This window comes from Mucilaginibacter sp. 3215 (assembly GCF_050433785.1).
In the GTDB taxonomy this organism is placed as follows: domain Bacteria; phylum Bacteroidota; class Bacteroidia; order Sphingobacteriales; family Sphingobacteriaceae; genus Mucilaginibacter.
Window position 1 is genome coordinate 668,975 of record NZ_JBNPWO010000002.1, and the last position, 23,294, is coordinate 692,268.

Annotated in this window: 15 protein-coding genes; 6 read left to right on the forward strand and 9 right to left on the reverse strand. The window is 42.9% G+C overall.

Features of this window, described 5'->3' with window-relative positions:
• Nucleotides 1-253: 253 nt before the first annotated feature.
• The 4 genes from ABIC84_RS06395 to ABIC84_RS06410 all read left to right on the forward strand — a co-directional run bounded on the left by ABIC84_RS06395 (nucleotide 254) and on the right by ABIC84_RS06410 (nucleotide 9,908).
• Nucleotides 254-3,421, forward strand: a complete 3,168-nt coding sequence (locus ABIC84_RS06395) for a SusC/RagA family TonB-linked outer membrane protein (protein ID WP_429263027.1) — start codon at nucleotides 254-256, stop codon at nucleotides 3,419-3,421.
• A gap of 5 nt (nucleotides 3,422-3,426) precedes the next feature.
• Nucleotides 3,427-5,043, forward strand: a complete 1,617-nt coding sequence (locus ABIC84_RS06400; protein ID WP_429263028.1) for a SusD/RagB family nutrient-binding outer membrane lipoprotein — start codon at nucleotides 3,427-3,429, stop codon at nucleotides 5,041-5,043.
• Nucleotides 5,044-5,291: 248 nt separating this feature from the next.
• Nucleotides 5,292-8,519 carry a VCBS repeat-containing protein gene (locus ABIC84_RS06405; RefSeq protein ID WP_429263029.1) on the forward strand — a complete coding sequence of 1,076 codons (3,228 nt, stop codon included), beginning with the start codon at nucleotides 5,292-5,294 and terminating at the stop codon, nucleotides 8,517-8,519.
• Nucleotides 8,520-8,570: 51 nt separating this feature from the next.
• The gene (locus ABIC84_RS06410; RefSeq protein ID WP_429263030.1) at nucleotides 8,571-9,908 is read left to right on the forward strand and encodes a vanadium-dependent haloperoxidase; all 1,338 of its coding nucleotides are present in this window, start codon (nucleotides 8,571-8,573) and stop codon (nucleotides 9,906-9,908) included.
• A 26-nt stretch (nucleotides 9,909-9,934) separates the two neighbouring features.
• On the opposite strand, the gene ABIC84_RS06415 is transcribed toward ABIC84_RS06410, so the two are convergent.
• Nucleotides 9,935-11,917 (reverse strand): phosphatidylinositol-specific phospholipase C domain-containing protein, encoded by a 1,983-nt coding sequence (locus ABIC84_RS06415; protein WP_429263031.1) that lies wholly within the window; start codon nucleotides 11,915-11,917, stop codon nucleotides 9,935-9,937.
• A 112-nt stretch (nucleotides 11,918-12,029) separates the two neighbouring features.
• On the opposite strand from ABIC84_RS06415, the gene ABIC84_RS06420 reads away from it, so the two are divergent.
• On the forward strand, nucleotides 12,030-13,472 hold the full coding sequence (locus ABIC84_RS06420; RefSeq protein WP_429263032.1) for a hypothetical protein: 1,443 nt from the start codon (nucleotides 12,030-12,032) through the stop codon (nucleotides 13,470-13,472).
• A gap of 4 nt (nucleotides 13,473-13,476) precedes the next feature.
• Here ABIC84_RS06420 and ABIC84_RS06425 read toward each other — a convergent pair whose 3' ends face one another.
• The 4 genes from ABIC84_RS06425 to ABIC84_RS06440 all read right to left on the reverse strand — a co-directional run bounded on the left by ABIC84_RS06425 (nucleotide 13,477) and on the right by ABIC84_RS06440 (nucleotide 16,822).
• Nucleotides 13,477-14,061: a TMEM175 family protein gene (locus ABIC84_RS06425; protein WP_426588851.1), complete on the reverse strand. Its 585-nt coding sequence runs from the start codon at nucleotides 14,059-14,061 to the stop codon at nucleotides 13,477-13,479.
• A 15-nt stretch (nucleotides 14,062-14,076) separates the two neighbouring features.
• Nucleotides 14,077-15,285: a glycoside hydrolase family 88 protein gene (locus tag ABIC84_RS06430; protein WP_429263033.1), complete on the reverse strand. Its 1,209-nt coding sequence runs from the start codon at nucleotides 15,283-15,285 to the stop codon at nucleotides 14,077-14,079.
• A 219-nt stretch (nucleotides 15,286-15,504) separates the two neighbouring features.
• Nucleotides 15,505-16,152 (reverse strand): LamG-like jellyroll fold domain-containing protein, encoded by a 648-nt coding sequence (locus ABIC84_RS06435; RefSeq protein ID WP_429263034.1) that lies wholly within the window; start codon nucleotides 16,150-16,152, stop codon nucleotides 15,505-15,507.
• A 19-nt stretch (nucleotides 16,153-16,171) separates the two neighbouring features.
• On the reverse strand, nucleotides 16,172-16,822 hold the full coding sequence (locus ABIC84_RS06440) for a hypothetical protein (protein ID WP_429263035.1): 651 nt from the start codon (nucleotides 16,820-16,822) through the stop codon (nucleotides 16,172-16,174).
• 134 nt (nucleotides 16,823-16,956) lie between these two features.
• On the opposite strand from ABIC84_RS06440, the gene ABIC84_RS06445 reads away from it, so the two are divergent.
• Nucleotides 16,957-18,237: a hypothetical protein gene (locus ABIC84_RS06445; RefSeq protein ID WP_429263036.1), complete on the forward strand. Its 1,281-nt coding sequence runs from the start codon at nucleotides 16,957-16,959 to the stop codon at nucleotides 18,235-18,237.
• Between the two features lie 57 nt (nucleotides 18,238-18,294).
• On the opposite strand, the gene ABIC84_RS06450 is transcribed toward ABIC84_RS06445, so the two are convergent.
• The 4 genes from ABIC84_RS06450 to ABIC84_RS06465 all read right to left on the reverse strand — a co-directional run bounded on the left by ABIC84_RS06450 (nucleotide 18,295) and on the right by ABIC84_RS06465 (nucleotide 23,196).
• Nucleotides 18,295-18,960: an FISUMP domain-containing protein gene (locus ABIC84_RS06450; RefSeq protein ID WP_429263037.1), complete on the reverse strand. Its 666-nt coding sequence runs from the start codon at nucleotides 18,958-18,960 to the stop codon at nucleotides 18,295-18,297.
• A 53-nt stretch (nucleotides 18,961-19,013) separates the two neighbouring features.
• Nucleotides 19,014-19,460, reverse strand: a complete 447-nt coding sequence (locus ABIC84_RS06455; protein ID WP_429263038.1) for a hypothetical protein — start codon at nucleotides 19,458-19,460, stop codon at nucleotides 19,014-19,016.
• A gap of 9 nt (nucleotides 19,461-19,469) precedes the next feature.
• Nucleotides 19,470-21,677, reverse strand: coding sequence for a PQQ-binding-like beta-propeller repeat protein (locus ABIC84_RS06460; RefSeq protein ID WP_429263039.1), 2,208 nt, complete (start codon nucleotides 21,675-21,677; stop codon nucleotides 19,470-19,472).
• A gap of 208 nt (nucleotides 21,678-21,885) precedes the next feature.
• Nucleotides 21,886-23,196 (reverse strand): hypothetical protein, encoded by a 1,311-nt coding sequence (locus ABIC84_RS06465; protein WP_429263040.1) that lies wholly within the window; start codon nucleotides 23,194-23,196, stop codon nucleotides 21,886-21,888.
• Nucleotides 23,197-23,294: the final 98 nt, after the last annotated feature.

The window sequence follows — 23,294 nt, forward strand, 5'->3', positions numbered from 1 at the left end:
CTCACTTTAAATCACTAAAGTGCATCCCTACAAAGGATAGATTTCCTTTAGCACAGTGATCATTAACCAAACTATATGACATTATTAATAAACCCAGGAAAACTGATGCCTATGTAAAAAAAGCTTACTCTCCCCGCTACAGGCGATAATTACCCGGAGGGAATTACTGCCCCGAAAAAGATTTTTGAATGTTTATAACTGCGTTGTGCTTCCAGGGCGCTTCGCTATTAACTCCCTTTAAATTCAATAAAATATGAAATTTTTCAAACACCCGGTGGGTGTACAGAGGCCATGGGTATCAAAATCCCTCAACCTGTGTAAATTTGCCCTTGCAGGTATGGTGCTCTTGAATATGCAGGCTTCGGCTGCTGAAGCGCCAAAAGCAAATGCCAAATCAAACTATAATTTTAACTTAAACTTCGCTAAACTTACCGGTAAGGTTGTTGACGAAAAAGGCGAACCACTCGTAGGCGTAAGCATCAGGATCAAAGGCACCACCACCGGTACCCAAACTGATGCCAACGGTAACTTTACGCTTGATGTTCAGCCAAACACTGTGTTGATTTTGAGCTATATCGGTTATGGCACTAAGGAAGTTGCGGTGGGAGGTAAATTAACTATTACCATTACTTTAACCTCAAACAACAATTTGAACGAAGTTGTGGTAACTGCCTTAGGTATTAAAAAAGAAGAGAAAAAATTAGGCTACGCCATTACAACCGTAAAAGGCGACCTACTTGATAAAGCGAAAGAAAGCAACGTAGCCTACTCATTAGAAGGCCGCGTGGCCGGTCTGAGCATCAGCGGTGTAAGTGGCGGTCCGGGTTCTTCAGCCCGTATCTTATTACGCGGTGTAACCAGCGGTACAGCTGGCGGCCCGTTATTTGTAATCAACGGTGTACCGATGGACAACACCCAGCGCGGTTCATCCGGCGAATGGGGTGGCGCGGATTATGGTGACGGTATCAGCAACATCAACCCTGATGACGTTGAAACTATCACTGTGTTAAAAGGCCAGTCAGCCTCAGCACTTTATGGCACCCGCGCTTCAAATGGTGTAATTTTGATCACCACTAAAGGCGGCAAAAAAAATTCGGGCTTTGGTGTTGAATTCAATACCAACTACCAGGCCGACAAGGTTAACAACACTACCGATTTCCAAACCACATATGGTCAGGGCCAGCGTGGTGTAAAGCCTCAAAATGCATCCGACGCACAAGCGTCAACTCGTTTAGCATGGGGTTCAAAACTTGATGGTTCACAAACCATACAGTTTGACGGCAAAATGTACCCTTATTCTGCGATAAACAATAATCTGCAAAACTTCTACCGCACAGGCAATACTTATACTAATACAGTAGCGTTTGACGGCGGTAATGAAACAGGAGCTTTCAGGTTATCAGTTTCGGATATGAATGCCGGTTCGATAGTACCTAACAGCAAACTCGACAGGAAAACTTTCAACTTAAACGCCAACCAAAACGTAACCGACAAACTGAACATCGGTATCGTGGCCAACTACCTGGTTGAGAACTCTACAAACCGTCCAAGCCTTTCTGACGGCCCGGGTAACCCAAACAACATCTGGTTTATCGCCCCTAATTTAAACCAATCTATCCTAAACCCCGGCTACGGCGCTAATGGTTATGAGCAGGTTTGGACAGACGACCCATATGTAACCAACCCTTACTTTGCTGCCAACAAGTTTATCAATAACACCGGCCGTAAAAGGTTAATTACAGCATTAACTGCCCGTTACAACTTCACCAGCTGGATTTACGCGCAGGCCCGTTTAGGTTATGACAACATTAACGATAGCCGCTTTAAAGTAACCCCAACCGGTACCGCGTACTACTCGGGCTTAATGGGCGGCTTGGACGAGCAATCAACCACGCAAACATCCGAATTAAACATCGACGGTTTAATTGGTGTTAAACACGACATTGTTAAAGACCTGTTAAGTTTCGACGTAACCGCAGGTGCTGCAACCCGTAAAAACCAATACGAATATACCAGCCTTAGCGGCGGTCCGTTCACGCTACCGTTTTTCTATAGCATCAACAACGTAGGCAGCAAAAACTCAAGTTATGGCTTCACCAAATCAGAAGTGCATTCGGCTTACTACAATGCTGATTTTGCGATTAAAAACTTCCTGACCATTGGTACCAGCGGCCGTTATGATGCATACTCAACGCTTAATGCCGGTAACAGAGGTATATTCACTCCATCGGTATCGGGTGCCTTCATTTTCTCCGAGTTGACACATATACCGAATATTGATTTAGGCAAAATCAGGTTATCATACGCTAAAACAAGCGGTGAGCTAAAAGAGCCTTATGGCACTTCGGCTTATTACAGCCTGGGTAACAATATTAATGGTATAACTATCGGTAATTACTCATCTGATCTTTATAACACAGGTTTAAAACCATATACCCTTTCGGAAATTGAGATCGGTACCGAGTTAAAAATGTTTAACGGTAGGTTAAATTTTGATTTTGACTATTTTGCCCGTAAAACTAAAAACGAGATCCTGCGTAGCGGACTTGACATTGCATCAGGTTATACCACCCGCTTAATCGGTTCTCAGTCATTCCAAAATCGCGGCGTGGAGTTAGAGGTTAAAGGTACACCAATCCAAACTTCATCATTCTCCTGGACTCCATCGTTTAACTTTACTTATGTTAAAAACAAGGTGCTAAAAACCGATGAATTCGGCACTACGCAAAATTTAGGCACCTATCGTCCGTTAAACGCTAACCTTGCTTACGTAGTTGGTTTACCTGGCCCGCAAATTATGGCTAACGATTACAAACGCGACGCAAGCGGTAATATTATTTTCGATTCAAGCGGTTATCCTGAGTACACCGATCGTAAAGCAATGGGTACAACAGTGCCTAAAATTTACGGCGGTTTAAACAACGATTTCAGCTACAAACATATTAATCTTTCGTTTTTGGTTGACTACCGTTTTGGTAATAAAATTCTTTCGGCAACAAACGCTTACAGCATCTACCGTGGTTTAAACAAAATCACACTTGATGGCCGTGAAGGAGGTGTAGTAGGCAAAGGTGTTACTGAAGCAGGTACGCCAAACACCAAAAATGTTGAAGCGCAGGATTACTACCAAAATGGTTTATATAAAGTGTCGGCTCTTAACGTATTAAGCGGCGACTTTATTAAACTACGCCAAGTAACATTGGGTTATACCTTTACAAGCGGCATATTGAAAGGTTCACCATTTAACGGTATTACCGTATCAGCAGTAGGTCGTAACCTTTGGACCATCCTGAAACATTCAGACAATATCGATCCTGAATCAGGCTTCTCAAACAATATCAACTATGCAGGCATCGAAGGTACCAGCTTACCGGCAACCCGCACATTCGGTATTAATGTTAACTTTAAATTTAGAAAATAACAGAGATGAAAAAGAAACTTATATATAGTGGTCTTTGTATTGCAGCGTCGCTTTTTGCCGGCTGTACCAAAGATTTCACCAAAATAAATACCGACCCTAATAAAACGTCGGCCGAAGTGTTCAATCCAAACTTCCTTTTAGCGCAGGCTGAACTTAACTATTCGCAAACTGGCTACTCGCAGTTGCTTTTTCAAAGTATGTGGTCGCAGTCATTAGCTTCAACGTTTGGCTACTACGGTAACGGCGATAAGTACACCCAAAGCGGTTCGTTTAACGATTATGTTGGCCGTGTGTACAGTGAAGGCTATGGCGCTGAAACTTACGCCCAGGAAATGAAAAACCTTACCGAGGGCAAGGCCGCCTATTCAAATTTGAATAAAATAGGAACCATTATGAAGGTACTTATTTTACAACGCGTTACGGACACCTATGGTGATGTTCCTTACTCAGAAGCAGGCATGGCAAAACAGGGTATCTTTTTCCCTAAGTTTGATAAGCAGCAGGATATATATACCGCTATGCTTGCAGATCTTGACGCGGCAGTAAGCGGTCTTGATGCTGCAAAAGATAAACCATCTTCTGATCTGATCTACGGCGGGGATATTGCCAAATGGAAACGGTTTGGTTACTCTTTAATGCTGCGTGTTGCTATGCGTTTAACTAAAGTTGATGCCGCTACAGCGCAAAAATATGCTGAAAAAGCTTATGCCGGTGGTACCATGGCCAGCGTTGATGATAACGCCAAAGTAAAAACAGATAACGCGAATGGTTACAGCAATGCTATCGTTAACGCTTTATTAACTACCGATGATTTCCGTGAAGTACGCTGGTCAAAAACTTTGATCGATTACATGAAATCAACTACTGATCCACGAGTTAGCGCGATTGCTGAAATTGCTGCTGCAAACGGAAAGGCAGCTAATGAAAATGAATCGCTTGCAGGCGATAATACCTACAGTAAACAGTTAGGTATGCCAAATGGCTATGATCTTAACGGCGGAGCCACTGATATATCAAAAGCATCAGGTTACCCGGGCGCAACTCCGGCTGTAAGCGCTACTGATGCTCCTGCACCACTTGGCAAATATTCAAGACCAAGGCTCCAAGTTTATTACACCTCGTCCGGAAGCATTAACCCTGTTGATAAAAGCACCATCAACATGCTGTTAACTTATGGCGAAACCGAGTTGTTACTTGCCGAGGCTTCGACCAGGAACTGGAATACAGGTAATGCTGCTACGCATTATGCTAATGCTCTTGCTGCTAACATGAAATCGATCGCGCAAATCAATTCGGCCGCTACGGTAGATGCTGCCGCCATCACAGCTTATGTTGCTACACATCCATTGGTTAGTGCTACCGCGCTCCAGCAAATTAACATGGAGTACTGGGTTGAAACTTCAACCTTGTTCATGTTTAACGAAAACTGGACAAACTGGAGAAGATCAGGTTTCCCTGTATTAACACCTGTTGTTTACTCAGCTCAGTTTGATACTCAAATTCCGCGTCGCGTTATTTACCCAATTAACTTGTCATCAACAAACCCTAAAGGTTTAGCAAGCGGAGTTCAATCATTATCTGGTGGTGATAAATTTTCATCACGTGTATGGTGGGATAAATAATACCCCTATATAATTCACTTTAAAAACAAGGCTATGGCTTCATAGCCTTGTTTTTTGGTTTTTACAACAAAAAGGATTAATAATCCGGTGGTAATTATCAATACAAATAAGTAAATTTAAATCCCCCTGCGATCCGGAAAAAATAAAATCTGTTGATAATGTGTTGTTCTTCTCCCCTCGTTAATTTTAAACTTAAAAGGTTAAACACTTTTACATTTTGTACTGTTGCGCTGTTTACATTACAAAGTATGCGCGGTAATGCGCAGCAGCCGCTTTTTAAGCTGCTTACCCCCGACGAAACCAGTGTTAAATTCCGCAATGACCTGATTGAGGACGAAAAACTCAATGTGCTCTCCTATGAGTACCTGTACAATGGCGGTGGTGTTGCCGTTGGCGATATCAACAATGACGGTCTCGAAGACTTGTTTTTTACCAGTAATCTTGGTCAAAATAAACTGTATCTTAACTTAGGGAACCTTAAATTTAAAGATATTACCCAGCAAGCCGGCAGCGGCCTCGCGGGCAGGCCCGGCGACTGGAAAACCGGCGTTACAATGGCCGATGTTAACGGCGACGGTCTTTTAGATATTTATGTATGTTACTCCGGCCTTGGTGATAATGCCAAACGCCGCAACCAGCTTTTCATCAACAAAGGCAACAGCAAATTTGTTGAAATGGCCAAACAATACGGCCTTGATGATCCGGGCTATAGTACCCAGGCTGTATTTTTTGACTATAATAATGATGGCAAGCTGGATATGTTCCTGCTTAACCATAACGTTAAAAAAATCAGCAACCTTGAATTTGCGCAGGCCAAAGCCGAAACTGACGAATTGGCCAGCAATAAACTTTTTGAAAACCAGGATGGTCATTTTGTTGACGTATCCAAAAAAGTGGGCATCATTCAAAATCCCCTCACCTTTGGCCTTGGCGTTGCCATTGCTGATATTAACAAAGATGGATTACAGGATATTTATGTAACCAACGATTACAACGAACCCGACTACCTTTACATAAACAACGGAAACGGCACTTTTACCGAGGATAGCAAAAAGTGCTTCAAACATTTGTCACAATTTTCAATGGGGGTTGATATCGCCGATATCAATAATGACGGCCTTCCTGATATGATGACACTTGACATGCTGCCGCCTGATAACCGACGTCAAAAGCTGTTACAACTACAAGAAAACTACGAATCGTTTGAGCTGATGCTGAACCAGAACCTGTACAAACAATATATGCGCAACATGCTGCAGGTTAATAATGGCGATGGTACTTTCAGCGAAATCGGTCAGCTGGCAGGTGTTTCCAATACAGACTGGAGCTGGTGCCCGCTTATTGCCGACTTTGACAACGACGGCTACAAGGATATCTTCATCTCCAACGGTTACTTCCGCGATTATACCAACAAGGATTTTTTACGGTACTGGGGCGATTATAAGCTAAAAAAAGCTATGAACCGCGAACCATTCCTGCTCATGGACCTGGTTAAAGCTATGCCCTCTACTACCCTGTCAAACTATATTTTCCAAAATAATCATAACCTTACCTTCACCGATAAAAAACAAGATTGGGGGATCAATAAAGGTGGCATTTCCAGCGGCTCTGTTTATGCCGACCTTGATAACGATGGCGATCTTGACCTGGTTACCAATAATATCAACAGCGAGGCTTCCATATTACAAAACATGACCATGGAAACCGGTAAAAAGAACTACCTGGCTGTAAACCTTAAACAACCGGAAGGAAATACCAATGCCATAGGTTCAAAAGTATTTGTATATAGCGGTAAGCAAGTACAGTACCAGGAGGTTAACCCTAACAGGGGATATCTTTCGTGCGTATCCACAGTTTTAAATTTTGGGTTGGGTGATCAGCAGCAGGCAGATTCAGTACGGATCATCTGGCCCGATCAAACATCGCAATTGCTTAGCAACGTTAAAGCAAATCAACGCTTAAACATCACCTATAAAACAGGCAATTCTGTGTTTAAAACCAATGGAAAAGCCATTACCAAATCTGTTTTTAGTTTAGCTAAACCGACTATTGATTATACTCATACTGAAAATAGCATCAACGATTTTAAACGCCAGCCTTTGATGCTGTTCATGAGCTCAAAAACAGGACCGGTAATAGCCAAAGCTGATGTAAACAAAGATGGTCTTGACGACCTATTTATTGCCGGTGATCAGAATACACCGAGCAAAATATTTATTCAAAAAGCAGGCGGCAATTATGCCGTTCAGGAGATATCGGACGTTAACAAAGAAAACACATCAGCAGCGGCGTTTTTTGACGCCAATGGCGATGGTTTCCCCGATCTGTATATAGCCAAAGGCGGCTATTCACTATTAGAACCCGGCGCTAATGAGCTGCAGGACAAGCTTTATCTAAACGATGGTAAAGGCAATTTCAGCTTTTCAAGTACCTCCCTCCCGATATTAACCGCCAGCAGTAAATCATGCGTACGCCCTTGTGACTATAACAACGACGGAAAAATTGACCTGTTTGTCGGATCAAACGTTACACCGGGTTCTTATCCATCTGCACCAAAAAGCTACCTGCTTACCAATACGGGCGGTGGTCATTTTGAAATTACCGATGCACCATTTACAGGCATAGGTATGATCAAAGATGCGCAATGGGCCGACTTGAATGGCGATGGCCGTAAAGACCTGGTAGTATGCGGCGAATTTATGCCTATCATGGTTTTTACTAACACCAAAGCCGGTTTTGTTGATGAAACAGCCAAATATTTTGATCATCCCGTTAGCGGTTTCTGGAACACGCTAACCATTACTGATGTGGATGACGACGGCAAACCGGATATCATAGCAGGGAACCTTGGCGAAAACACGCAGATCCATGCCAGCCAAACAGAGCCCGCCGAAATGTATTTTGCTGATTTTGACGGCAACGGCTCAATAGATCCGTTCTTTAACTTTTATATACAGGGCGTAAGCTACCCTTTTGTAAGTCGGGACGAACTGAACGACCAGATTTACCCCATGCGTAAAAGGTTTGCTTCATACAAAGCTTATTGCGATGCTACTATGAAGGATATTTTTACACCCGAAGAGCTTGCTAAAGCCACTAAGCTTACAGCTAATGAGGTTGAAACATGCCTGTTCATGAACCGTGGTGGTAAGTTTGTAAAAGGTGGGTTGCCATTGCAGGCCCAATATTCGTCGGTATCAGAGATCCTGACCAGCGATTTTAATCATGACGGCAAAACGGACCTGCTGCTGCTGGGCAACCATTCAGATAACCGCCTGAAACTGGGGAGCTTTGACGCAAATTATGGCTGCCTGCTTACCGGCGACGGTAAAGGCAATTTCACATACCAAAGCCAACCGGTTGCCGGACTATCGGTAAACGGTGACGTAAAATCGGCCGCAGAAATAAAAATAAACGGTGCAAATTATGTAATGATAGGTGCATCGGGCCAGGCGCTGCAGTTTTACAAGTACTAAATCTTAAGTACCTATTGCTTAAGGCTTGGCACTGAAACAAAATTAAAACAAATGATCAAACAAATATCCATATTGTTTTTAACGCTGATAAGCACAGTAGCTTACGCGCAAAAGAGTAAGAAAAACATTCTTCCGTACCTGCATATCGATCAGGCTGTAAACGCTATTTCGGCGGTTATGATCCATGATGTTGTAAACCCGCCCGCAGCCTCCCGCTATTATGCTTATGTAACCCTGGGGGCTTATAATTTGGTTAGTCTCAACAATAAACAGGTAATACCGGTTGGCAATTTCATCAAAAGCTACACACTGGATAACCAGATCAGCATCCCGGCCGATAAGTACGATTATCGCATAGCCGCTATGTATTGTATACTGGAAACAGGAAAGCAGATGCTCCCATCGGGCTTTATGCTGCAGGATGATGAGGATAAATATGTAGCCCTTCTTAAAGAGAACGGAATCAGCGAAGATGTGATCAAGCAATCGATAGCCGCTGCCACCGAAATGACGGCTAAGGTTATTAAATATTCTAAATCAGATAATTACAACAAACTGAGCGGCCGACTCAGGTACTCACCTATAAAAGGTGGTAAAAACTGGTTCCCTACCCCTCCAATGTATATGGAGGCCGTTGAACCCAACTGGAAAACCATTCGCCCGATGTTTATTGACTCAGCCGATCAGTTTGTGCCGGTTAGACCCGCAGTGTTCAGCACAGATAGCACCAGCGAGTTTTATAAAGAGGCCTATGCAGTTTACACGGTATCCAAAAACATGTCGGCAGAGCAGATCATGATTGCCAACTTCTGGGATTGCAACCCTTTTGCTGTCACCACATCGGGGCACATGATGATCGGTTTTAAAAAAATCAGTCCGGGTGGGCACTGGATGAATATTGTCGGTATCGCCGTAAAAAAAGCCGGGCTTAGTTTTGATAAATCTGTACAGGTAGCAACACTGGTGGCCATGACCGAAATGGATGGATTTATCAGTTGCTGGGACGAAAAATATCGCAGTAACGGCATCCGCCCCGAAACCTATATTAACAAATACATTGATATTAAATGGGTGCCCATGTTGCAAACCCCGCCATTCCCGGAATATCCAAGCGGCCATGCCGTATTGTCAAATTCGTCGGCTGGAGTATTAAGTTATCTGTTGGGTGATAATTTTGCTTACACAGATGATTCAGAAATCCCCTATGGTGTTGGCCCCCGCGACTTCAAATCATTTAAGCAGGCGGCTGAGGAGGCTTCTTTGTCCCGTTTTTATGGTGGTATTCATTTTAATGATGCTATTGTTAACGGCAATCAACAAGGGCGCGATATAGCAGCGGCAGTTATAAAGAAATTAAAAGCAGCCGGAGTAAACTATTTGGGTAATTAGAACTTTAGTTAAAAGTGACCAGCCTTTTAATTATAGAGCGGCGTACCGTTCAATTCAATACAGTAATCAGTTATCCAGGAACCGGCTGAATCAACGTATAATATATTAGGCTTGTTATTTTTATTGATGGTACTATTGGCTATCCACTCATTAATTTTAGATGGCAGGTATTTGTTGCCAAATTGGGCGAGGTCGGTTATACTTTGATTTTTTTTCACAACGTTGGTCAGCAGCATTATACCGTTTACAATCGGGCTTACCTTTTCATCCTCAAAATCATTACATATCAAAGCTGCCTCATCACTGCTTTGGGTTAACTGCCAGTCCAGCCGCACCAGATCGTTTTTATTGATTCCGTCCTTCATCGATGTAAAAAACAGCTCCTCTTTTGCCAGCAGTTTATTTATTTGATTAGTAGCCGCGTAAGCGCGGCGAAAATTCAGAAAAGTTTTAGCCTTATCGGCCATGGAATTAGAGTCGACCAGCTTTTCCCGGTTAGCATATTGTTCAAAAGTGATGATCACTTTGCCGGCCAAGTCATTCAGTTTAATATTATCGATACTTTTAGACTTGTTATTATAGATCAGGTCTTTCCCAAGTATGCTGAAAATGGTATCGGCCACATGATCGGCCGGGGCCTCTTTCGGGCAAAAATGGCTAAAGGTTATAATTATAAATTCTTTTTTATGCCTGTTAAGAAACGTTTTAACCGAGTCAAGAATATCCTTAAACTGCTCGCCATATCCGCCGCCCATGGCATCGGCCATACAATCGGATGAGCTATGCTTGGTATAAATAGCATTTTTAAATGCCCCTACCCGCAAATCAAACATCCTGATGCCCGCATTTAACTGCTTCCCGATGTTTAGTTTTTGGGTAAGTGTATTGCAGGGATTAATGGAGCTTCCGTGCATGCCTCCTGTACCATTCAATGCCGACATACCAGCATCATGCGCACCCGGAATAACTATGTCCTTTAGCGTAAAGTTCCCTTTTGCCGGGAACAGGGTATCCTCCATCCAGCTCGCCGGGTTATAGCTGGTAAAATAGCTCAGGTAAAGTTTTTGATCTTCCCCAACAAAAGCCATGATAAACTTTTTAGTATCAACACTACATATCGATACCGGGTACGGGGTTTTAAAATAGTCGGGCAATTTATAGCCGTTTACCGGCCGGTTTTGTTCATGTTCTGAAGCGTAGTAAATGAAATTGTCTTTGCTATATCCTTTCCACAAATAAAACAAACGGGAAGTACTAAAGGCATGATAAACTGCCGGGGCTACTTTCGTTTTTGATTTTTCCACTGCAGTTCTTTTTGTCCAGGTTTTATCCGCGGGATTGTAATCAGCATAAAACATACCATCATCATTTGTATAACAAATACGGGCGTGGTTGTCAGATAAAGTAACAATAAAAGGATAGTCGGTACTTCGTTTATCCATCACGGTTTCCAAAACAGCGGGTTTAAATACACCATCTTCGCCGGCATCAAGCATGGCAACAACCATATCATTTTTATTATCGGCGTGCGATGCGATCATGACTTTGCCATTGATTACCGTAGCGGTAACTCCCAGCTTTAACTTAGGCGAACCATTAAAGCTCACCGTTTTAATAGCTTGTGTATTAAAAGTGGTATCGCTGCTATTGATGATATACTTCAATGAGCCATCGGTACCTATCCAAAAAGCATAGATGTGTTTATCAGTTACTCTCAGCACGGGTGCAAACGCGCTGACTTCGGTACCGGCGGTAGCATCAAGCTGTGAAAACCTGGTATCATATTGTTTACCAAGATAGCAAACATGAATAATGCCTGTAGCCCCGGCTTCTTTCCAGGCAATAAAGTAGCGCCCTTTAAAATTGGTGATATCAATGGCTCTATCCGTGGTGGCAGCAGGCAAAAAGTTTAGCGGAGGGCTAAGGCTCAAATTTTGGGCTCTCACCGAAGCCAGACTCATAACGATCAGAATAAACGCGAATAACGAAACAGTCCCGAAAAATTTCATAAGAATAGGTTTAAGTTAATACGCAACAGAATTTTTACTTAAAATAAAAAAACAGACACTAATTATTAACTACTTAAATAAATTTATAATATTTTTATATAAAAACGAACCTATGACAAAAATCCTTACCACTTTTCTGTGCGTTTTCCTGTTTGCACAAGCCATTAAAGCCCAGGATGCAAATTACTGGTCGTCAAGTTATAACCCGGCAGGCTTTTTAACTCCGGGCGCTGTGATAGCCTTTAACCGCGATAGCGGGGTAATGTTCCTGAACCCGGCATTGCTGGCCTACAGTACAAAAAGCACGGCTTCTATCAATGCATCTGTTTACCAATACGGCCGCATCAATATCAAGAACGGAGCGGGTACCGGGCTCGATCTTAAATCAACATCCACCAATATTATCCCGCAAATGATCTCGGCAACAATATCATTAAAAGGCAGCCACCCTTTTACTATCGGGTACGCGCTAACCCACAACCCCGTGATTACCTACCGGGTTAACCAACAGCGCGACGCCACGTTTAATGTACTTGACGACTCCTACAGCCCCGGCAATGAGTACTTTTTGGGTCAATATAGAAATGTAAACAGTATTAATGAAACCGCGGGTATAATAAGCGGCGGCTTTAAGGCGTCTGACCATTTTGCCATTGGCATCTCTGCCGAGGGGCAGATCCGAAAACAGGATTATGATTACAATGTAAGTTCAAGGGCGTTATATAACACCGTGGGGCTTGGGTTCCCGCAGTTTTCAAACGTACAGGAATCATACACCGCGGGTTATTATAATGTGGGGCTAAGGTTTAAAGGAGGGTTCGCTTACGACAATGGCGTACACCATTTGGGCTTAACCATATCATCACCATTGCTACATGTGGCAGGCAGTGGAAATTTGTTAAGTGACAACCAGATCAGCGATCTGATAACACCACATGAAGCCGATACCACCAATTTATTGGCGAACTCAAGACAGCGCAGTCTTAAAGTAAATTACAAAACGCCTGTTAGCGTAGCATTGGGCTATGCCTGTGACTATAAAGGAGGTCAGTTTTATGTTGTTGCAGAATATTTTGCCAAAGTTGGCGAATACAACATTATAACACCCAAAAAACAAAGCTTTATAAAAGGTGCGGAGAGTAACGAGGATTTCTTTACTTCCGAATTTTTAAAGTTTAATGACGCCCGTAAATCGATAACTAACTTTGGTGTAGGTGCAAGCTATCTGCTCAAGCCCGATTTGATGGGGTACCTATCGTTTCATACTGACTTTAATAATATAAGTAAGGCCCTGTATAATCCAGACGACTCGGGTTACCGGTCAAATACAGGCAATTACAATATTTATCACTCCCAGGTAGGGATAAACGTAAAGAAACGCAAGTTCAACCTGCGTACCGGCCTGCTGCTATCATACGGTACAACCAACAAGTATTTGCAAACGATAAATTTTGATAACCCTAATGAAACGAACTTCTTAAGCGGCGATCCGGGATATACCAAAGCTTCGCAGTTTTCTGTGGGGCTGATGCTGTCATACATCCACAACCTGTAAGTAATTATTCCGATTCGAGAAGGCGTTCAAAACGTTTATCAGGTATAAACCAGCTACCGGCTACCACCACATAAATTACAACGCTTATAGCAGGATTTAACCAGGTACATAAAATAGCTACTGCGTATAGCACCACAGAAATTTTCCCTTTAAAATCATTGCCGAAGGCTTGTGCTATCAATGAGTTTTCGCCATGATGTTTTATCAGGCTAAGGGCTAAAATCCGATAGGCGATCCCGTTCATGATCAATACTACGCCGTAAAAAAATACTGGCCATTGGGTTAAGCGGTTCTCCCCCATCCAACCTGTTACAAATGGGATCAGCGAAAGCCAGAACAAGAGATGCAAATTGGCCCACAATATTTTACCATTTACCGACCGCACAGCCTGCATGGTATGGTGATGATTGTTCCAGTAAATGCCTACATATACGAAGCTGAGCAGATAGCTTAAAAAAACCGGGATAAGCGGCTTTAAAGCTTCCAGGCTTTCGCCATGCGGAACCTTTAACTCTAACACCATAATGGTAATAATGATGGCAATTACACCATCACTAAATGCTTCAAGTCTGCCTTTACCTAATGCCATGGGCCAAATATAGCGTTATTTGGTAAAAGCCTTATAACGCTGCATAGCCTCAACAAAGTAATAATCGGCATAAGTTAAAGGTACATCAACTTCGGTACCTGCCGGGAAATGGCCCACGCTGTGTTTCAAAATAAAACCTCCGTTGGTGTTCAAATCAGCTTTATATGCCGGTGCAGATAAGTTTTTGATAATAGTTTGAGCTGTATTAAAATATGCCAGGCCATCCTTTTTATCAACATAACGGCAAAGTTCAAGCAAGGCCGAGGCCATAACTGATGCTGCAGAAGCATCGCGCAACGCATTAGGGATGTTTGGTGCGTTATAATCCCAGTAAGGTATTTTATCGGCAGGCAAGTTTGGATTGGTCAATATAAAATGCGCTATATTTTTTGCCTGCTCAAGGTATTTTTTGTCTTTAGTTTCGCGGTACATAACTGTATAGCCGTATAGCCCCCAGGATTGTCCCCTTGCCCATGCCGACTCATTAGCAAAACCCTGCGCGGTTTTCTTTTCTTTTACCGCTCCTGTTTGTTCATCATAGTTAATTACGTGATACGAGCTAAAATCCGGGCGGAAGTGGTTTTTCATAGTGGTGTTAGCATGGGTAACCGCTATTTTATAAAAACTTGAATCGCCGGTTGCCTTGGTAGCGTAAAACAACAGTTCCAGGTTCATCATATTATCAATGATCACCAGAAAATCATTAGCCTTTGAATTCCAGGAACGGATACAGCCAACCGTTGGGTTGAATCTGGTTGATAGTGATTTTGCGCTGTTAATCAGAATATCTTTATACTCTGGCTTTGGCTCGAGATGGTTTGCTGTGCCGAAACTGCAGTACATCATAAAACCAAGGTCATGTGTCCCTTTGTTATATTGTTCTTTTTCAAGGCCTTTTAAATTATTATTAGCCTCGTTAAGCAGTGCGGCGTCTTTAGTTTGCCGATAGAGATTTAGTAACGTGCCTGAATAAAAACCACTGCACCACCAGCTGCTGTTGCTTGTTTCAAACTTATCGGTATTAGGGTGATACGTTTTAGGAAATTGCTCCGGCCCAAACTGTTTGGCCATATATTTATATTGTACATCCGCATCAGCAAAGTTTTTTTTGATGGTGGCCAATACATCCTTTTGGGGTTTAAAACTATTTTGCGAAAAAGAATTGAGGCTTAGCGCTAATAAACATGCAGCAATTGTTGATTTGTACAGGTGTTTAAATTTCATAGACTATAAATAACTGGTTAAAGTGCTTATGCAGGGCACATTTCAAGTTATAAAAGTGCAGATTTTGGTTCAATAAAAACAAGCACCGGACAGCCATTTGACTATATATTTCTACTACATCGATGTAGTTAGGGCGATTTTTTGCAGTTGAAGACTTACGAAGTTTAAAAACCTCGTAAGTCCGGACAGAGAGCGCACAGATCCCGTCAGTATCATTTCTTAGTTAAAAGCCGTTACAACAAGATTTTTATATGCACCCTGTGGGCAGTTGCCGTGCCAGTAACCTACCGCACCGCTTTTCAATGATGGATCAAGCGGGGTGTAAACCATGGCCGGCTTCGGGCCATTATCTACATAAACCTCCATTTTGCTACTCTGAACCACCACCGTAATGTGAAACCATTTATTTTGCGGAATTATAGCTTTAGCCTGGTATTTTGTTGCCTCATAATCCCACCAGTTAAACTCGGCCTTTTTTTCGGGCATGTACTGGATAGCATTGATGGTACCGGATGACCCGGGCCTGAAATAAACTGTTTCGTAATGATGGGCATCCCGGATATGAAAAGCCAAACCAACAAAGCCTCCTTTGCGGTTTATACAAGCTACATCCATTTCAATAATACCGTCCTTAAAATTTAAACCCGGTTTATACGCTAAACTGGCCGATTTGTAATCGCCAATTTTCCGTTTGATGAGCAGCGCTTTTTGTCCCTGGAAAGCGCCCAGCTCATAGTCAAGTGTATCGTTTTTTGGAATGATCCATTGTTTAGGGTTTACAACCGAAAGGTTGTATACCTGATGCTTTTGTTGTGCCCGTATTTCCACGGCAGCAAACAGCATTAACATTAAGACTAATTTTTTCATGATGATGGTTGGTTTATACTTATTGAGTAATAACAAGGTTGGCAAAATCGCCCGGCAGCCCGGACGACCAAAGGCCAACGAGCCCGCTCTGCCGGTTATTTAGTTTTTTTACAGTAAGCGAGGGTTGATGGGAATGGTCAACGTACACAATAATATCATTGGCATTAACTACAATACGCGCATGAAACCAAGCATCGGCCAGTGGAAAAGGATTTACGGCATTTTCATAAACCAGCGGATGTTCCTTGCGGAGTTTATCCCAGGGAAAATCCGGCTCGCTGATGTATTGTACCGTATGTTTGCGGCGAAGCGTATCTGTGGTTTGAAAATTAAAAGGGCGAAAATAAATAACGTCATTGGTTGTAGTATCAACACCATGAAAAGCGATGCCTAAAAAACTCTGCTGAAAAACATCCCTGCCGCGCAAGTCTACATCTATGATACCTGTTTTAAAGTTTACGTTTTTAAGCCACAATATACCAGCCGTAGTCAGGCCCTGCTTACTGCCGTAGGTAACTTCGGCAACAGTTTGACGGGGATAGGCTTTAACCAGCTTATTTTCTTTCAGAAGGCGGTTGATATCATATGTAACTTTTTTCTGCTGGCTGTAACAAAAACTGCCGCCGAGCGTCATGCTTAGTATGGCAATGAATAAAATCTTGTTGTTCATGGGTTTTGATTTTAACTTTAATCAAAGCTTGCAAATTTGTCATTACAATAAAGCACGGGTGGCATTTCAAGTTAAGTTCAAGTTTGTTCAAAGCATTTTAGGAATTTTTAAACCACATTATTACCTGTAGATCAATGGAAAAGGAAAAACAATTGCTTTTGTTATGCCGGCAGCTTATTGAGCGAACATTAAACTGGGGTGATAGTGATATTTGGGGTAATGATGATTTTGAGCAGCTAAGCCAGCAGATCTTTGATAAAACACGGGTGCAGCTCAGTATATCAACCCTGAAAAGGATCTGGGGTAAGGTGCGCTACGAAAGCTTTCCCAATGCAGCAACGCTGAACGCCCTTGTCCGTTTCCTTGACTACACCAGTTGGCGGGATTTCAGGCAGCACCACCAGGTTAACGGCGTAATTGAGCAACCGTTTAAAATAAATGATTCGGATACCGCAGTTGTGAGTCCGTTTTCAAAACCCGGTTTACGCTATATATGGTTTGGCACCGCATTGCTGCTGGTATTGGGCGCATTGTTTTTTATGAGCAGCAAGCGCAATAAACCTATTGATCCCGGCTTAATAAAATTCACCAGCAAGAAAGTTTCTGACGATTTGCCTAACTCGGTTGTATTTAATTATGATGCTTCGGCATTTCACTCTGATAGCGTTTTTATCCAGCAATCATGGGACCCTAATCGCCGCGAACAAGTGCCCGGCGACGGCAAACAGTATACCTCTATTTATTATGACCCGGGCTATTTTATAGCTAAGCTAATTGTAGACAAACATGTGCGAAAGGAAACATCGGTATTTATCAAAACCAAAGGCTGGAAAGGCATCATTGATCACCAGCCCATACCTGTTTATCTTTCGCGGGAGGAAATTAAAGGGCAGGGTTTTATGGGAATTACCGCTGATGTCATGGAGAAAAAATCCGGAACACCTGTTTTTAACAATACCAGGGTAAAGTTTGCCAACATCCGCGAATTTCCGGGAATTAATGCAGATGATTTCACCATGGATTGCACCTTGCGCAATACCTCAACACCCAGCCAATCGGCCTGCGCCAAAGCCGACCTTACCATTTTAGGTAACGGCACCGCTATTGTGATCCCCATAGTAAACAAAGGATGCATCGCTGATATAGGCATTTTAACCGGTGAAGAATGGGTTGATGGAAAAAACCATGACCTGAGTGCCTTTGGCACAGACATGTCGCAATTTCAAAACCTGAGATGCAGCGTTAAAGACCATTACCTGAAAATATATCTTAATAACAAACAGATCTTTGAATTTAAACAGGCTCACACCATGGGCCGTATTGTAGGCATCCGTTTTGAATTTGAAGGGCCGGGGCAGATAAAATATTATAAGCTGCAAACGCCCGGAGGAGCGGTTTATGAAGAGCAGTTTTGAGTTTCCAGATACTTCCCTGTACAACTGTAATATAGCATTAAATACATTTGGCAAAGCCTATTTGTCTTTAACCAACCTCAAAAGTGCGTATCCAATACTATCCCTATCATTAATTGTAACTATCCCGGCATAATCCGGACTTAAACAGTAAAATTTTTTATTATTATTTTTATCAGATGTTTTATCATCAATAACATAGTAGCCCCTATCTGTGTTGTGAAGATAAAACCCGCTTGGCCCAAAATGAAGATAATAACCAGATGGTTCTCCATTGAAATGCAGTGTGTTTGTACCGTCAGTTCCTTTCCATAAAAATGGAGAAGTAAGCTTTCTTGCGCTATCGCTTTTTAGGGCTAAATAATTCCCATTACCATCTTTGGTTTGGGTTACGTTACTACTCAGTTTGTTATAATCATTTATGGTAGGAACACGCCATCCGGCAGGTAATTTATAGTCCTCGGTCATATATAAACCGTAGTATAAATTGGTATTATGCCCCTGAAAAACTGCTATAGCCAACGGACTTCCAAAACCTCGGTAACTTTCTGCCATCCAAATCTGGCTACCTATTTCAATGGTTTTATATGTAGTATCACCGACAACTACACTTCCATAATTAACCTTAACAGGAGGGACAATTTCGTTGGGTGTTTTTATTTTTTCTTTAGTACAGCCAAACAATCCGACAGCAACAATAAAAAGTATCAAAAGTTTAGGTTGCATATAAATGGCTGTTTTGTTTAGCCAAAATAACAATATTTTCTACGCATTCGAAACTAATTAGTTGCGTTATCAACCAATTTCAGATCATACCCGTGTACAAGCAAATCACTCACACCAGAGGTAAAGGGTTTAACAAATTGCTCAATCTTAGCATACGCCTCCTGAACTGCATCTTCATTTTGTGGGTCAAAAACAAGCTCATCCAAATTACTGATCGTCTTATTATCGCCATGATGTACATCGGCGATTAAAAAGATGCCATTTGTATCGCTCTCATGACCAGGGTGATTTGGTTCTGTTTGAGCGTTGATGGAAAACACAAGCCCATAATCATCATCAGAGATATTTTTTAAAACAGTGACCTCCAATACAAGGCAAAAAGCGCCATTATCGCTGTAACATTGCTGCGTGTACTGGCATTTGATCAGACCCTGAAAATCATTTTCGGCCTTTAACCGTATCTGCTCGTACAAATCAAAAACTGCTTCAAATAAATCCATAAAGAGGTGTTAGTCGGTTAATCCAAAACAAACATAACTATCTCCCGACTTACTTCCAATTTTTCCACCGCCACAGGCAATAACTACGTACTGTTTACCATCAATTGAATAAGTTGCAGGGGTAGCATAACCCGCCGCCGGCAAATTAGCTTCCCAAACCACTTTGCCTGTACGTTTATCAAACGCACGGATCTTTTCATCTTTGGTTGCCGCAATAAATACCAGGCCACCTTTGGTAACCACCGGCCCGCCATAATTTTCGGTGCCGGTTACGGGGATGCCTTTTTTAGTTAGCTCCGGATACTCACCCAGCGGCACTTTCCAAAGCAACTTGCCCGATGTAAGGTCGACGGCGTTGAGCGTGCCCCAGGGTGGTTTTATGCCGGGATAACCGTCTTTATCTAAGAAGCGGTTATAACCATTCATGGCATAAGGGACTTCATCAATCATTTTCTTTTCCGCCTCCGAGCTGGCGGCGCGAGTACCGGTTGGCTCTTTGGCTACTTCTTTCGCCGCCTTAGTTTCAGGGATCTTGAGAAGGAAAGCAAGCAGGTTCTTTTTATCTGCGGGCGAAATCTGTTTAAAAGAAGGCATCATGTTGCGGCCGGCAGCAATAATACCGCTCACCTGATCGGTAGTATACTTTTTGCCGATGTTTACCAACGATGGATAGGACGCTCCATTACCCTTCAGTTCGGCGCCGTGACAGCCAATGCAATTCGTATTATACACTACATGTCCTAATGCCTGCGGTGAATGATCGTTAGTGTTGGTTTTAGGTACATCGATCATTACCTGCGCCCATGGCATTTCAGAGCAGTTTACGTATAGTACCTTACTTTCAGGATCAACAGCAGCTCCGCCCCACTCGCCCCCGCCATCAAAACCGGGGAAGATCCAACCTCCCTCCTTGCTTGGCGGGGTGAACATGATCCGGTTTTTAACCTGGTTATATTTTGACAGCATTTCCCTGTGCACTTCGGGCGTACGGTCGGTAACATCTTCGGGATTAAACATTTGCCGGGCGAAAGGTTGCGGCATAGTTGGGATGGGTTGCGTAGGCCAAACTTCTTCGCCGGGCAGGGCTTTAGTTGGCACAGGTTTTTCCACTATGGGGAATATAGGTTTTCCATTTGTTCTGTCGAACATAAATACATAACCATGCTTGGTGATTTGTGTTACGGCATCTATCTTTTTACCGTCTTTAACAATGGTTACCAGGTTTGGATTGGCGGGCAGGTCGCGGTCCCACAGGTCGTGATGCACAAACTGGTAATACCATTTCAGCTTACCCGTAGCTGCATCAAGTGCCAGCAACGAATTGGCAAACAGGTTTTGCCCTTTCCTGAACCCGCCATAAAAGTCGCCACCTACCGAGCCGGTGGGAATATACACGATCCCCCGCTTTTCATCCAAAGCCATACCTGCCCAATTATTAGCTCCGCCAAACTTTTTGTAAGCTGTTGTATCTTTCCAGGTATTGTAACCCACTTCGCCGGGATGCGGTATGGTGTGGAAGATCCATTTTAACTTTCCTGTACGGGCATCGTAAGCACGCACATGCCCAGGAGCCGCATCGGCTGATTCGGATACACGGTCACCAACAATCAATACATCTTTATAAACCACGCCGGGCGTAGTTCCTGCGACAAATGATTTGGTATCCCTGTCTAAATTCTTAGTAAGGTCGAGATATCCACCCTTGCCAAATGAGCGCACCGGAGTGCCGTTTTCGGCATCAATAGCCCAGGTTTTAGCACCCACGCTGTAGAAAATCCTCTTTTCGCCATCATCATTTTGCCAGTATATCACCCCCCGGCTCACCTTATAATAAGCCATAGGATCGCCGTTATTGGTGGTATCATCCTTTGCGGGGTCAAACAGCCATTTTTGCAGGCCTGTAGCAGCATTTAGCGCAAACAGCTTCAATTTAGGACTGGTGCCATACAAAATGCCATCAACCATAATGGGGTTGCATTGATTTTGGCTGAGGTTGGCAGTGTCCTTATCGCCTGTGCTAAAAGTCCACATCACTTTTAGCTTGTTTACATTATTTAAAGTAATTTCATCATTGGATGAATACCGTAACCCTTCTTTTGAACCCGCATAGGCAGGCCAGCCGCTATAGTTATTGTTTTGATTGCCTTGCTGATTTTTACAGGACGTGTAAATGCCTGCGGCAAAGCACAGGGCTATCAAATACCGGGTGTTAATCATTTATAATGTAAATTTTGGTGTTAAATTGGGGGCCGACGCATTTCAGCATACATGATGCCCCTGTTTGCAACGGTGCTCTCTAAATGTATGAATAAAAATTATTTTACAATTATTCATCCGTTACCGCGCATACCATTTCGCCAATAAAAAATGCCATAGCTAATAAAGCCATGACATTACAGGATTCCTCTGCAGGGAACTCATACTTTTATTTCTTCACTAAGCTAACCGGCGCAACCTCCTGGCTCAATAGCTTACCGAACAGCTCCCAGCGTTTTGCGGGAGCCCTGGCAGTACCTCCGTTTGATTCAATGTAGTTTTTTACCAAATCCTGGCCGTAATTATAATTGATAACATAACTACGATATTTTTTGATAAAGCTGATCGATTTTTGAGCTGTCTCATCGTTCATGAGGCAATACTTTCTAAGATACGACAATGCCTTATCCTGGCTCATGGTATTATTGATCAACCCTCTGGCTGCCTCGTTGCGGGCATAGTTTAAAGTGCCTTTTATAGCGAGGGCTTTGAAATACAGATCGGCACCGGCGGTATCTAAACCGGCCAGCGGCAGCAATACATTTTTCGCAAACTTTATTTTATCATCACCTGGGAAAGCTACTTCAATACCATAATTGGCACTGCCCTCGGCAATCAACGATTGCGGACTAAACAACGGGTACAGAGAAATTTCAACCCAGCCTTTATCATGGTAAAGGTTTTTCTCCAGCAGCATGTTGTATACATGGTGCCCGGGATAGCTTTCATGACTGCCCACATCGATGGCACGGTCAATAAAAATCTTCAGATCGGTATTGATCTGTACGGTGCTCTTATACCCCCCTTTATACCAGTTATACCCCGACCATGGCTTATTAGTTACATACTCCAGCGTAAATGTTTCGCCGGCAGGTAGTTGGTAATGGGCAATTGTGCGCTTGCGGGCTTCGGCAATAGCCGCTTTTATAACAGGGTCTAATTTATCTTTTGGGATAATGAACTTATTAGCCAGTTTTTGAAACCTGTCGTTTACGTTACCTTTACCCGGCAAAACACTGTCGAGCAGAGCTATCTGCCCCTTAAAAAAATCATCGGTATAAACCGGGGCAGCTACACCAAATAACTCGCGCGATTCTTCATCAAAAGGTCTTTCCTCTCCCGAAAAAATACGGATCCGGCGACTGAAAGCAATCAACTGATCGGCCATCCAATTAGCGCGGATCTTATTAGTATCAATTTTCGAAGTATTGGCGATGGTACGCAGGTCATTCATCAGGCTGTTTGCCGATGCCAGCAGGCTATCCTTAGGGAAAGTTTTCAGTGCTTCCTGTTTGGGTTTCAATGAGTCCGGGCCATAGTAGGCATCTACAAAATCACCATCATACTGTCCTATGGTTAAACCAAGTTTTACATATTCGACAGCGAGGTGGTTGAGTTTTTTATTTTCGAGCTGCTGCGCCGGGCCCTGCCCGCATGAAAACATTAACAACAGAGGTGCAAAAAACAGTAGTTTTTTCATGGCGAATTATCTTGTGCGCGTAAATGTGGCGCAAGATAATAATTCCATTTAGTATAAAGTGAATGCAAACCTCACAGAAGCAAACGCACGGGAAACCA

Coding starts and splice junctions, on each gene's coding strand:
- ABIC84_RS06430 (WP_429263033.1), bottom strand. CDS start 15,285: ATGAAATTTAAACACCTGTACAAATCAACAATTGCTGCATGTTTATTA.
- ABIC84_RS06435 (WP_429263034.1), bottom strand. CDS start 16,152: ATGAAAAAATTAGTCTTAATGTTAATGCTGTTTGCTGCCGTGGAAATA.
- ABIC84_RS06405 (WP_429263029.1), top strand. CDS start 5,292: ATGCGCGGTAATGCGCAGCAGCCGCTTTTTAAGCTGCTTACCCCCGAC.
- ABIC84_RS06440 (WP_429263035.1), bottom strand. CDS start 16,822: ATGAACAACAAGATTTTATTCATTGCCATACTAAGCATGACGCTCGGC.
- ABIC84_RS06400 (WP_429263028.1), top strand. CDS start 3,427: ATGAAAAAGAAACTTATATATAGTGGTCTTTGTATTGCAGCGTCGCTT.
- ABIC84_RS06455 (WP_429263038.1), bottom strand. CDS start 19,460: ATGGATTTATTTGAAGCAGTTTTTGATTTGTACGAGCAGATACGGTTA.
- ABIC84_RS06450 (WP_429263037.1), bottom strand. CDS start 18,960: ATGCAACCTAAACTTTTGATACTTTTTATTGTTGCTGTCGGATTGTTT.
- ABIC84_RS06425 (WP_426588851.1), bottom strand. CDS start 14,061: ATGGCATTAGGTAAAGGCAGACTTGAAGCATTTAGTGATGGTGTAATT.
- ABIC84_RS06465 (WP_429263040.1), bottom strand. CDS start 23,196: ATGAAAAAACTACTGTTTTTTGCACCTCTGTTGTTAATGTTTTCATGC.
- ABIC84_RS06415 (WP_429263031.1), bottom strand. CDS start 11,917: ATGAAATTTTTCGGGACTGTTTCGTTATTCGCGTTTATTCTGATCGTT.
- ABIC84_RS06410 (WP_429263030.1), top strand. CDS start 8,571: ATGATCAAACAAATATCCATATTGTTTTTAACGCTGATAAGCACAGTA.
- ABIC84_RS06460 (WP_429263039.1), bottom strand. CDS start 21,677: ATGATTAACACCCGGTATTTGATAGCCCTGTGCTTTGCCGCAGGCATT.
- ABIC84_RS06420 (WP_429263032.1), top strand. CDS start 12,030: ATGACAAAAATCCTTACCACTTTTCTGTGCGTTTTCCTGTTTGCACAA.
- ABIC84_RS06395 (WP_429263027.1), top strand. CDS start 254: ATGAAATTTTTCAAACACCCGGTGGGTGTACAGAGGCCATGGGTATCA.
- ABIC84_RS06445 (WP_429263036.1), top strand. CDS start 16,957: ATGGAAAAGGAAAAACAATTGCTTTTGTTATGCCGGCAGCTTATTGAG.